Below are 12,743 nucleotides of genomic sequence, written 5' to 3'. Positions count from 1 at the left end.
AAAAGACACCAAATTTAAATGTTAGCGCTATGAGCGAACAGCCTTTTTCGTAGAGTAGCGCTAACAATAAACAACACCTAAACTTAAATTTTTATGAACAAACCTTGATCTGTTTCTCCCTTTGAAGCCATCAAAAAAATGGATTTACTACCAAACCTTGTTGCCTTGGCACACTACTAGGGAGAAACAGTTAATTCACGAAAAGCTTGGGTTGCGTTGATGTCAGGAAAACCGAAATGGATTAAACAACTACAAAGTTGCTGACGCTTAGTGAAGATACACTGTTTAATTGTGCGAATTTTTTCTGAGCAAATCCACTATTGCTGCCATCTTGGTCGAAGTAAAGCGCCCCTGAGCTACTGTCGAAAATCAATCGCTGATCTTTTGTTGTTGCAGTTGTACCGAGGGTAAATTGACTAGGGAGGATTGAATTTGGTGATAAACTGCCACCGAAACCCACAGCAGATAATTGAATGTAGTCAATGAGACCGAAGTCATAGATAACATCAAGCCCTTCGTTAGAACTATTGAAAACAAAGGTATCTTGATTTGCACCACCAGTCAGAAAATCATTACCACCACCACCGATCAAGACATCACTCCCATCACCGCCAATTAGAGTATCATAATCGTTGCCACCGTTGAGAGTACTACTACCGCCACCACCAAAGGCAGATAGATAATCATTGCCATCGCCGCCATTTAGCAAGTTATTCTTATATGAATTCTCAACAGTCAAGCGATCGTTACCTGTACCACCATCGAGATTATTGGTACTAAATGAAGAGTTAGCATTTAAGGTGTCATTACCCGTACCACCCTTCAAAGTAAAGAAGGTGTTATCGAAATGGAAGCTAGCGCCAGTAGCAGATAGATAATCATCTCCATCGCCACCATCTAGTATATTAGTACCAGATGAATAGTCTGCGTAAATGAAATCGTTACCTGCACCACCATTCAAGAAGTTACCACCATAGGTAGCTTTAGCATTTAAGGTGTCATGACCTGCACCACCATTCAGGGTATTACTGCTGCCAAAGAAGCCGGAGTAGCTATTAGCAATAGATAAATAATCATTGCCATCGCCACCATCTAGTAGGCTCGCTCCACCTGTAGCTTCTGCATATAAAAAGTCGTTACCTGTACCACCATAGATGGTATTCTTATTACGTGAATTGTCGCTAACACGTAAGAGATCGTTACCTGCACCGCCATTGAGGGTGTCATTGCCACCACTACCGCCGTTGAGTGTATCGTCGCCGTTGCTACCTACAATATTGTCGTTATATGCTGTACCTTTGATTTCTAATCGTTCGATATTCTTGTAGCGGACTTGATTTGTGTCGGCAGTAATGGAACCTTGGTTAGTACTAGGGTCGTATGTTGAGGTGATACCTGCGATCGCATTACTATAGTCAATGTACAAGTAATCGTTATCTGTGCCTCCATCAACTGTTTGAGTTACCAAAGAATAGACAATATTCTCTGGGCTACTAATATAGAAAGAGTCATCACCACTATCACCATTGAGAGTGTTAGCACCCTGAACTCCATAGGCATAAAAAGTGTCTGCTCCGTTTCCACCTGAAACTGTATTCTTGCCTTTCCATTGATAATTAATGTCAAGGGTGTCATTTCCATCACCTCCGTCGAGAACATTATTACCAGCAGACAAATCAGCTGCAATATAATCATTTCCGGTTCCACCCCGAAGGGTATTGTTTCCTACGGCGTAGCGAGCAGAAAGACGATCATCTTCAGAACCACCATCTAAGATATTTTTTCCATAAGAGAAGGAAATATCTAAGGTATCGTTTCCACTTCCACCCTTAAGGGTGTTATTTCCAGTCGAGCTATAAACGTAAAGTTCATCATTTCCCGCCCCACCATCTAAAAGGTTGTTCCCAGAAGAGTTGGCGGCATAGAAGGAATCATTACCGGCTTCACCATATAGATTATTATTACCCTCTTCTCCGTTTAAATAGTCATTACCTAAGCCACCATAAAGATAGTCATCACCTAAACCTCCATAGAGTTTGTCATTATCCTCATCACCATAAAGATAGTCATTACCTAAGCCTCCATAGAGGTTGTCGTCTCCCGCAAATCCTATGACGGTATCATTCTCATTACCACCATAAAGAAAATCAAGGTAATTTTTATTATCTGTACCCTTGATAATTGCCATAAATTTAGTTCCCTTGAAATCAAAGTTTTACACAGTTTTTAAGTTTTCAATTTGCATTTAGTGCTGTTGTAATGCACTAATGATTACCGAAAGTTTGCACCATCGGCAGGCTTTGTGTCGCTATGAGGCGGCACCATTTCTGTATGAAGATTGACCCAGTTGATGGGCTTACTGGTAATACTTTAATAGTTGTCTAACGTTTTTCAGAAATATCTCTAGCCTTGGGAACTGCACACGTTAGAGCAATAAATCATCTCAGGCTCTTATTAATGCTCTTTGGAGTCAATAGTAATTTTGCCAAATATGTCAAACAATTAATGGCGTAAAATCTGCCTGGGAAGCTATAAGGCTTCAATTAAAAGGTTATCATCCTGCCAGAGGAGCGCATTTTCTTTGACACTAAACTTTACTTTCTTCTACCCAAATATTTGCCCCTTTAAAAACTCAAGATTTCAAAATGGACGAGGTTTATATACATGATGAGCTAGACTGTCATGTATAACTTGGGATAATAGATCAATATTTAGGCACTAGATAAAAGCCTCAAGTACCACTACGTACAGAAGATGGTAAATTTGAAACTGATTATAGAAATTTACCGAAGCAGTTAAGGTCGATTTGCCTAATCGATGAAGCAAAGTATGGGAGAAACTTTAGAAATAGCTGAGAAAAATTAAGTAACCAGAAGTGAAGTGATATAAATTTTTGCTTGCGGTGGCGAATTGTATTAAGTGTTATCTCTAGGCTACTTAATATCTATGCACTTACCTCAGCGTGCCTCTGCATTTAAAAAAGAAAAAAGGTGGGCATTACCCACCCGACAAATTTATCCTTTAACACAAAGAACTTGCTTTAGTGTTGCTACAACTTCAACTAAATCTGCTTGATTTGCCATCACTTGTTCTATCGGCTTATAAGCACCTGGAATTTCATCTAACACGCCCTCATCTTTGCGGCATTCTACACCATTTGTTTGCTCTATCAAATCATCAAGTGTGTAGACATTTTTTGCCTTATTTCTAGACATCAAACGCCCCGCGCCGTGAGAACAAGAACAGAAACTATGAGCATTACCTTTACCCTTAACGATGAAAGACTTTGCTCCCATCGAACCAGGAATAATCCCATAATCTTCAGTCTGGGCACGAACTGCACCCTTACGAGTAACATATACATCCTCGTCAAAATGCACTTCTTTTTCGGCGTAATTGTGATGACAATTAACTTGTAATAAAGGTTTAGTTGCTTTCCCGCCTACCAGATGTTTTTCAACTATGTGCTTAAAACGCGCCATCATCACATCGCGGTTGACACGCGCATAGTTTTGTGACCATTGCAAATCATGCCAATATGCCTGGAATTCTGGCGTACCAGCGACAAAGTGAGCCAAATCAGGGTCAGGTAATTTATTACCTGCCATTTTTGCTAATTCTCTGGCTGTGTGAATATGACACTGGGCAAGTTTATTGCCGATGTTACGTGAACCAGAATGCAGCATCAACCAAACTTGATTCTCTGTATCCAGGCACACTTCAATAAAGTGATTTCCTCCACCGAGAGAACCCATCTGTTTCATTGCTTTACCTTGTAGGTCTTGCACACCGCGATGCAAGTCTTTAAAATCATCCCAATGTTGCCAGTTACTGACGGATTTTTCAACGTCTTTATTTTCGTTGAATCCAGTCGGAATTGCTGCTTCAATATCCAAGCGGATTTTCTTCAGTTTTCCTTCTAGTTGTTCGGCGGTAAATGCTGTTTTGATAGCGCTCATCCCACAACCAATATCCACGCCTACAGCAGCTGGGATAATTGCCTCTTTGGTTGCAATTACAGAACCAACTAAAGCACCTTTGCCTAAGTGGACATCTGGCATTAAGGCCACATGCTTAAACACAAATGGTAATGATGCTACATTTTTTGCCATCTTAGTTTCTTCTGGGCCCAAAGAGTGATTTGCCCAAGATAAAACGGGTGCTGGTGTAGTAATTTCTAACTTTTCGTAGGGCATAATTTATTCTATTTGGGATTTTAAATTTTAGATTAGGTCTACGCCACTGATAATTTATCTAGTAGTTTTTTAGTATTTGTAGTAAACACTAAATTTATTACTACTAACTTGCTTACTCATAAATTTAAACTTGACATACTACTTAGTTGTAGCAATTTAAATGTTTATTGTCTTTCATTTAACTCGTTCAGTCTTCGTGAAGCTGAAGAACTACTTTTAGGAGTAGCATATTTATACTACAAATGTAACTCATGCTATTACATGCGTCAAGTCCATACCAGAGAGAGAAAACAGATGTTTTCTAGATATATTAAAATTTGTAAAGAAAATTGCTCTGTTTAAATAAGCTCTTAAAGTTCTGACACAATATGGCAGTGCGTCAAGATACAATCTGGGAACGTTTTTTATCTCCTGTAGTGCGTCTTTTGATTGATGAAGACGGGTTACAGCGTTACGCTGATAGTATTGACTGGGAGAAAGAGGGCGATCGCTTCCGGCGAGATGATGTGATAATTCCCTCGTACTACAGCAGTCAAAACTTTCACGGGATTACAGGTGGCTATCTCACTTACAATGCAGCAGTTACTTACGATCCGATTACACAATATGTTCTACCGCCTAATGAAACTACTGTCCGTCAAGCTTTAGTTGATGCCGTCAAGGTAAAACCACGACGCATACTTGATTTAGGTTGTGGCACAGGTTCCACTACTCTAATGTTAAAACGAGCTTTTCCCGAAGCGGAGGTTATTGGTTTAGATTTATCACCCTATATGCTGGTAAGGGCAGAAGATAAAGCTAGAAATGCTAGTTTAGAGATAGTCTGGCGACACGGAAATGCAGAAAAAACCAGTTTCAGAGATGCAACATTTGACTTAGTGACAGCTTCTTTGCTATTCCACGAAACTCCAAATGAGGTGTCCTTAGCAATTTTGCAGGAAAGCTTTCGGTTGCTAGTAACTGGAGGGCAAATCCTAATTCTAGATGGGAATCAAAAGACTCTGCGGCAGCTAGAATGGCTTAATGATGTTTTTGAAGAGCCATATATTCGTGAGTATGCTGCTGGTAGTATAGAGGCAAATATGGGTGCGGCCGGATTTGAAGCAGTGCGATCGCAGGATGTATGGTGGATAAATCAGGTAACTGGCGGCGTTAAACCGATCGCAACTGAAAATGTCCGTCGTTATACTCCCACATCAGTAGATAATAATGATTTGGAGGGACTTGGATCTCCCGCATTTGGCATAATCGCATGAGTTTAAAGGCAGTTCTCTTTGATTTCAATGGTGTCATCATTAACGATGAGCCAATCCACCTACAACTGATCGATGAGATTCTCATTGAAGAAAATCTCCAACCCCAAAAGGTGAGTGAGCGTCAAGCTTCTCTTGGACGCAGCGATCGCGCTTGTTTTCAGCAACTACTCGCTAATCGTGGTAGAGTCGCCAACGAAAACTACTTAACTCAGTTGTTGTACCGCAAAGCCCAAGCTTATACGGTGGAGTTAGAGAAAATAGAGAAACTGCCTTTATATCCAGGTGTTGAAGACTTAATATATCAGGTGCGATCGCGGAATTTGAAATTAGGATTAGTCAGTGGCGCTCTTCGCCAAGAAATAGAATTGGTACTCCATCGTGCCAAACTAGACCAACATTTTAAAATTATCGTTGCGGGCGATGACATAACCACCAGTAAACCAGAACCTGATGGTTATTTACTGGCAGTAAAATGCCTAAATAAAGAATATCCTGAATTAAACCTTCAACCACAAGAGTGTCTGGCAATTGAAGATACCCCCGCAGGTATTGCCGCAGCGAAGCGATCGCAGATGCAAGTTGTTGGTGTAGCGAACACTTACCCATTCCACATGCTTCAGCGCTGCTGTAACTGGACTGTTGATTATCTCAGTGATTTAGAACTGGAACGCGTGCAGAAGATTTATTCTCAAAAAGAGCCTCAGCCATCGGCAACTGAATGTTAGAATACTCTATGGTGATAGTCTATTGAGTTAATGAGTAATATTACTCTTGACTTAGCAACGATTCAGGGGAATTAGCTCAGTTGGTAGAGCGCTGCGATCGCACCGCAGAGGCCATCGGTTCAAATCCGTTATTCTCCATTTGTACTGTAGAGCGACAAATTATTTGTCCGTAGCGACAAAATATTTGTCAAATTGTCCAGAGCGACAAATAATTTGTCATTACAATTTTGCGCTGCTTAACTTACTGCTTTAACTGTTGTACGATCGCAGCGCTCCTTTCAACCCTCCTAATAACTTAGTTATACTCTTTAACCATTTTAAAATTTGGTTAGTGCGAGTACATAGTTTCTATTACTTATTTTTTTGACCCATTTTAGCCGGGATGGTTTTTGCAACCTCGGATATCGCTTTTAGACTGCTATACGCTTTCTCCTTCTTTCTAACCTACCCCTAGCCAGAATGATTGTTGAAATATGCGATCGCAGAGGCTGACTAAAGCTCTTGGCAAAAGCTTTTAACCCACCTCTAGGCGGGATGGTTGTTGAAACTTCTAGGGAGAATGAGATGTCGAGCGATCGGTTCTTTCAACCCACCTCTAGCCGGGATGGTTGTTGAAACTGTAAAATTTTGAAAGATTTTGCCCTTGGGTGCTTTCTTTCAACCCACCTCTAGCCGGGATGGTTGTTGAAACTCGACCCGTCTATACCCTTATCAGTACAGGCTTCCAAATTTAAATTTGGCAGCGAAAGTACATAAACGCCTTTTCGTTCCTCTGACTAGAGCCTATCTTCGTGTATAAGAGATTGAAATTAAGGCTGGACAAGGGTTTTAATTTTTGGCGGGACTCCAGGAATTTTGCTCCCGCTTCGACACACCAAAAAAATATTTGGAGAGTTCCCCCGATGAAGGGGGTGATTCAGTAGCCACCACTGCGGTAATCCGCACCGTTGCTAGAACGGTTAGGGCTTAATAAGCCTTACTTCTTATTGCAGGGAGCGCACCTATCCTGTCTTGCGACAGCAGCATCAGAAGCGGGCAGCTACCAGGGACAGAAAGCAAAACGGTCTCACGACCAAACTAACCCAGATTTTTCGCAACACATTGGCTCTAAAGAAATTGGTCCTAAAGAGCATGAACTGCGGCGCTATTATTTCTATATTATATTTTCAAGGTTCAGTATTTCAACTAAAGCACCTCAAGTTAGCGCTGTTGATAAGCAAACAAAGCTAAATCTCTGACTTGTTCCTGTTGAGTGTCTCTAATTGGCTGTGACCCCCTTTCAATAGATATTCCAATTTTTGCAGCTTGGATTTGAATACTCTCGATTAATCGACCATAACTCCAACGGTGGACGCTGACACGATAATCTTTGGCATAGTTTTGTTGACCTTCCTTGTAACCTGGAATTTTTTTCTCTGCTCTGGCTTGAACTTCGCTTTGAATGATTTCTCGCATATCCTGAAGTTGAGGTAGAACAATGCTGCCAGCAGAGTAAGTTTTTGCGATCGCAACAATCGCATCTGCCAGTAATCTATCAACATATTGCCCTAACTCTGATTCACCAAATGAGTTTGGCGCGTTTTGTTTCTGGGCTTTGTGGCGTTTGTGTGAAAGGCGTTGCTGTTGCTGTCGCTGGCGGTTGAGAAGATTATATTTGCCACCAAGTAGTTGTTTTACGCTGCGATAAGTCAGAACTTTATTTTTGGCAGCATCTATCACAGCAACGGTTACTGGTTTATCTAGACCAAAACTGACACCAACCAGAATATTAGATTTTCCTTGATACAGAGGTTTGCTAGGACGATCGGGGAAGGGGTTGTTAAGTTTGCGCCTCTGAGTTCGCTCACTTTCTAAACGAGATAGTTGTGTCTGACTGAGATTACCTTTTTGTTCCATATTCTGAATGGTTTTCTCAGCTTTGTTGATTTTCTCAAAACGAACTAGTTCTGTTTCCTCTTGTGTCCACAAACGTGTTTCTACAGAGCATTGAAGAATTAAGCGGTGAATCTTCCACGGCTTACCTTTACCTTTTCTTTCCTGCCAAAGCAGACGTGCAGAACGGAGAATAAATAGGCCAGAAGAGTATGTTTCTTTGTCCTCATGCCAAATTTGCCAGTCTTGGCAGAAGCGTTGAAAATAATGAAGCTGGCGAGAATCACAATAAACCTCAAATTTGGGTTCATTCATTAGTTTATTCAACCCATTAAATTTGACAAAGATACGACCTTTATCGTTTATCAACCAAGTTAGGTCTGTATTGGTTTCATAATCAACAGGATATGGCATATAGCTATTTCCTCTCAGGAGGGTAGCTTGCCAAGATTTAGCTTCATCTTCATTCAGAGGGACTTTATTAACCACCTCTGACAAAATTTCTAGCCATTTTTCTCCTGTTAAATCTCGTCCCTTGGGTTTACGACTTTTGATTTGATTTCTTAAACGTTCAATTTCAATTTCTTTTTTACGCCTACCCTTAGCATATTCGTCGGGATCTTCATCAACCTCACTGACCTGACATTTATTTTTGAGCAGATAGGCAAGGGCGCACCGAGATAAACAGTCTTCTGTTTTTTCGTAAATATCAAATAATCCATTGAAAAGTGTGGTATTTGAAGAGTCTTTTTTATTTTTTTTAGTCTTATTGCCTTTTTTGATTTTGGATTTCTGATTTTTATCATCAGTGAAATTGGCAACAAATGAAGTCAAAATTTCAGTAGCTTTGGCGCGAATAATATCTAAATCACACTGACTTTCTTGCTGTAATTCTATATCGCTTTTCAACATATTTAGCCAGCGTTCTTTTCCTTTTATTTGGCGCTGTCGTCGCTGTTGTAAGGCGAACCAAGATTTATAAACTTCCTTAACTAGAGTAACTGCTGATGTGTAAAAACGACCTGGCTGGTCAGCAAAACGGTCTTGTATTTTGAGAGAGTCACATATTGTCTCGATAGTGTTTTTAGGCACTTCACCTTTTTGTAACCAAGTCTCAAAATTAGGATGTTTACTTAGCTGTTCCAATAACTCGTTAATTAGTGGTGCGTTTTTCTCAGTCATTAGTTCCCAGAAGATACGGAGGCTGTTTTCCTCACTAACCAATCGACATTGAATAGTGATAAGGCTCATGGTGTGTTTAGCTGTGTGGCATTGATGAAAGTTTCTCTCTTGATCTTGAACTGGTTTTGCTACCTCTCCTTTTATTATAAGCGCAATAGCGCAATAGCATAAAAGCTTTTTAGCGCAAATGTGCTTTTGTTAAAAGGCTGTGCAACAATTAACCCCGAACCAAGGCATGATGTGGAGATGGCAGAAGAAACGAGAGAAGTTCGGGGAAGAATTCCTAAAGAATTAAAAATTGCTTTTGAAATCGCCTGCGCTCGTCTAGAGTTCACACAGACAGCAGCTTTGGAAGAGGCGATTAGGGATTGGTTAAAAAAGAAAGAGTCTGCTGCTGATGAAAAGTAGCAGGGCAGTTGTGGAAAGCGATCGTTTTCCACTGCTTCAAAATTGGTCAATAGTATAGTAAAGTTGCAGTCCCTAGTCACCTTATCCATTGGTGGCGGGGACTCTTTACTAATCAGGATTAGTATCAAAGGATTTACTCATTGTTCTTGCTTTGGTTTGCACTTGAGTTTGACTTATAGCAAAGTTGTAATTACTACAAATAGTTCTTGAATAAACTTTCCGAATTCAGTCTGTTAATAAATCTGTTCTGATGCTTACCACCTAAATCCTCTAAAGCCTCAATATATAAGCACTTACCCATTCCCTTGCTGATTAACTCCAACAATGCCTTTGTCCGTGCTTGGAAAAATCCTTCAAAGTCATCTCGCCGCAGAGTCTCTGGATCTATGGCATGAGATCGTAATATTTCATCAAGTCTTTGGGGTGATACGCCAGATATCTCAAGCTCTTGGAGGTAAGCCGAAGGTGGTTTACTACCAATCTTTTTGTTGGTTTTGGCACTTAAAGGAGTGCGGTTGACTAAGCAGTTATATTTTTTAGGGTCAATGCCTTGCTTTCTGCACCAAGCAACGGGAAAGATGTGGTGAGAATCAATCTGTTCTTCAAAATAAAGCACATCATTGATTTCTTCGCCTGTAATGAAATCAATTGCCCCAGAAAGTCGCAGTAGGGCTGATAAACCTTGGTAAACTGCACCATAACGCTTTCTTACGGTCAGTAACCGCTCTGGGAAGAAATTGGCTTCTCGGATTGTGGACGGGAGTGAACCCCCTTTTTGCAGCCACAGTGGCATTTCTACTACATCTCGTCCTGTGCGTGTTTCGTGCCAACCCGTATACATCTCACTGAACAGCCCACACCAAAACCAACGTTCCAGCATTGAACGAGACTTAACAGAGCGAGAACGTTCTCCTATAACAGCCAAAATTGCCGCCAAGGCAACTAGTTGAATCGGATAAGCCAAATCCATTGCATCAAAAATTTTCTGCCCATGCAGGAATCTGGCTGCTTCCTCAAATCCTGTGGTAACTTTATCAGCCCAGGTAGAGTATTCTGGAATGGAAAGTTTTAAAACATCTCCACGACCGCAAGATACACCAGGCAATTTGTCTAAATTGCCGCCTTTGTTCATCGCTTCCATTCTCCGCACGTAGCCAGCTACTAAAGTTACGGCTTGCACAAAGTCAGTGTTACGGACTAAACGTAATACTTTAAATTGCTGAAAACGAGCTTCCCGCAGTTTCCAATCATCTCTAAGGCTGAAGTCATTGGCGCAATAGCTGGAACTCATCAAATCGAAGTAGTTGAGGTCACAGCCGGAGGTGTTGGTATCTTCAAACACTTGGCAGACTGCTTCTTTGGGTAAGGAGTCCCGCAATTGAATTACTGGTATTTGATAATGCTCAAATTTCTTGAGTACCTCCAGTTCTAAAGTGTCGATGAGTTCGAGTTTTTGAGCATCATATTGCCAATATTTGGAATATTTACTTCTCCATTCCGAAAAGAAGAAGATTTTTGATAAAGGGAATAGTCCTGCTTCATACTCATTTTCCGGGGTGGAACAGTCTATAATTTCACCACCAAATGTTCGGAGTTGTTTTGATTCCGGGAAAGCAATAATAGCACTGCGGCGGTCGATATTATGGTCAAGGGATTTGGCAATATCGAGGTAATACCATTTTTTTATCAGCTTTTGGCTTTTTTGGTCTTTAATGACAACGGGTTGTTCTGACAGCAAAACCATAAATGAAGTGGTTAAGCGTTGCTGACCGTCAAGAATTAACAGGTTGGGCTTATCGTACTTTGGCTCTTTAACGTTATCGATGAGGCGGGGTTTGAATTGGACTTGCTGGTTACTTTGCTGGAGCATCATGACTGCACCAATAGGGTATGCAAGAGAGATGCTGGCAAGCAGACGACGTACACGAGCATCATCCCAAACCCAATCTCGTTGAAAATCTGGCAGTTGAATACGTCCAATTTTTATATCTTTTAAAATATCGAGTAAAGGATATTTTGTGATATCAAATGTGCTAATAGAATGCATTTGCTGTTCTGAAGTTATTGCCCTTTGTTCAGATACTGCTGCAAGCGCAGGTAAATTAGTTTTATTTTGTGAAATACGAGCAATTTTAGGATGATAAAATGTCACTTATTTTCACGCGAATGAATACAGATGTAGGACAGAATAAAATGTCCCTAGCTGTATGATCAAGAGGTTTTACCACGAGTTACTCGTAAATCACGAACAGTTAGTTAGTAAGAAAGTTGGTAGGTAAAATTATTTGTTGGCTGATAACCAGTTGTTTAAATTGATTGAGTAGATCAGCCTGTCGCAGCAGGAAAGGAATGTAATGAGGCCGTCTGTCGAAGTTGGTTCCCCAGTCTTTTATGGTGTGAGGACTTAACCCTGTGGCTTGTGCCAGAGCATTGATACAAGCTTTACGATAACCTCTGGCTGGGTCAATATCTACCCACCTACGACAATATTCCATCGGCTCCAAAGGCAGCTGACGGATAGCATCAATCCTCTGCTCTTCTGGACTAGGGGAAAGTCTCACAAGCAATCTTGGCTGGTAATGGATGGGCAAGTACCAGATGAAGGCTTGAGTGATTTGATGTTGGCAATTGCCTACTTTTAATTTGTTGATTCAAAAGTGTAGGCAACTGCTGTTGTACTCAAGCGGCAGTCTAATACAGCAGTCTACAGATTAAGAAATCTCTGCCCACAATACCAGTACTTTAGTCGGAAAATCCGATTAAATTATTTTTGCGGATAATCAGGCGGTAAGACTATTTTCCTGATCTGGTTAAGCATATCCGCCATTCTGAGAACGTGTAAAACGTGATCTGGTCGCCTTTCAAAGTTCGGGCCCCAGTCATTAACTGTACGTGGACTTAAGCCTGTAGCCTCGGCTAGAGCCGTAACACAAGCTTTGCGATAACCACGTTCATCTGAAGGTACTTCAACCCATCGCCGACAGTATTCTAGAGGCTCCAAAGGTAGTCTACTGAGTACGTCGATTATATAGGAATCATATTTGATTTTTGAAAAAGACTACGAGATAATACTGAGGTAAATATCGGTCTAAGAGTGAACCATG

9 protein-coding genes, 1 tRNA gene and 1 CRISPR repeat array are annotated in these 12,743 nt (G+C 40.9%); of the genes, 4 read left to right on the top strand and 6 right to left on the bottom strand.

The features are described from left to right. Positions 1 to 241: 241 nt before the first annotated feature. Entirely contained in the window at positions 242 to 2,188 is a 1,947-nt protein-coding gene (locus tag G1O98_RS16115) for a calcium-binding protein (protein WP_163929721.1), read from the bottom strand. 826 nt (positions 2,189 to 3,014) lie between these two features. Continuing rightward, complete coding sequence (locus tag G1O98_RS16110; protein WP_163929720.1) at positions 3,015 to 4,196, bottom strand: RtcB family protein; 1,182 nt, start codon at positions 4,194 to 4,196, stop codon at positions 3,015 to 3,017. A gap of 368 nt (positions 4,197 to 4,564) precedes the next feature. Here G1O98_RS16110 and G1O98_RS16105 point away from each other — a divergent pair, with 368 nt between their 5' ends. From G1O98_RS16105 to G1O98_RS16095, 3 genes are all read left to right on the top strand, one after another. Then, positions 4,565 to 5,452, top strand: a complete 888-nt coding sequence (locus tag G1O98_RS16105; RefSeq protein WP_163929719.1) for a class I SAM-dependent methyltransferase — start codon at positions 4,565 to 4,567, stop codon at positions 5,450 to 5,452. Beyond that, positions 5,449 to 6,177, top strand: a complete 729-nt coding sequence (locus G1O98_RS16100) for an HAD family phosphatase (protein WP_012412630.1) — start codon at positions 5,449 to 5,451, stop codon at positions 6,175 to 6,177. Before G1O98_RS16105 ends, G1O98_RS16100 begins: the two co-directional genes overlap by 4 nt. Positions 6,178 to 6,242: 65 nt before the next feature. After that, a tRNA-Ala gene (locus G1O98_RS16095) sits at positions 6,243 to 6,315 on the top strand. A 303-nt stretch (positions 6,316 to 6,618) separates the two neighbouring features. Continuing rightward, a CRISPR array of direct repeats spans positions 6,619 to 6,869; the repeat unit is 40 nt; unit sequence TTCTTTCAACCCACCTCTAGCCGGGATGGTTGTTGAAACT. A 508-nt stretch (positions 6,870 to 7,377) separates the two neighbouring features. Here G1O98_RS16095 and cas12k read toward each other — a convergent pair. After that, positions 7,378 to 9,300, bottom strand: coding sequence for a type V CRISPR-associated protein Cas12k (gene cas12k / locus G1O98_RS16090; protein WP_163929718.1), 1,923 nt, complete (start codon positions 9,298 to 9,300; stop codon positions 7,378 to 7,380). Between the two features lie 120 nt (positions 9,301 to 9,420). Between cas12k and G1O98_RS16085 the strand changes: the two genes are divergently transcribed. Then, positions 9,421 to 9,639: a hypothetical protein gene (locus G1O98_RS16085; RefSeq protein WP_163929717.1), complete on the top strand. Its 219-nt coding sequence runs from the start codon at positions 9,421 to 9,423 to the stop codon at positions 9,637 to 9,639. A 193-nt stretch (positions 9,640 to 9,832) separates the two neighbouring features. On the opposite strand, the gene G1O98_RS16080 is transcribed toward G1O98_RS16085, so the two are convergent. From G1O98_RS16080 to G1O98_RS16070, 3 genes are all read right to left on the bottom strand, one after another. After that, the gene (locus G1O98_RS16080; protein ID WP_345940561.1) at positions 9,833 to 11,791 is read right to left on the bottom strand and encodes a DUF262 domain-containing protein; all 1,959 of its coding nucleotides are present in this window, start codon (positions 11,789 to 11,791) and stop codon (positions 9,833 to 9,835) included. A 100-nt stretch (positions 11,792 to 11,891) separates the two neighbouring features. Next, positions 11,892 to 12,206, bottom strand: a complete 315-nt coding sequence (locus G1O98_RS16075) for a hypothetical protein (RefSeq protein WP_163929737.1) — start codon at positions 12,204 to 12,206, stop codon at positions 11,892 to 11,894. A gap of 197 nt (positions 12,207 to 12,403) precedes the next feature. Further along, positions 12,404 to 12,640: a hypothetical protein gene (locus tag G1O98_RS16070; protein WP_175586702.1), complete on the bottom strand. Its 237-nt coding sequence runs from the start codon at positions 12,638 to 12,640 to the stop codon at positions 12,404 to 12,406. Positions 12,641 to 12,743: the final 103 nt, after the last annotated feature.

It is taken from the genome of Nostoc sp. UIC 10630 (genome assembly GCF_010747425.1).
Lineage (GTDB): Bacteria > Cyanobacteriota > Cyanobacteriia > Cyanobacteriales > Nostocaceae > Nostoc.
Note: the sequence above shows the minus strand (reverse complement) of the source record. Positions and strands in the feature narration are given on the sequence as shown.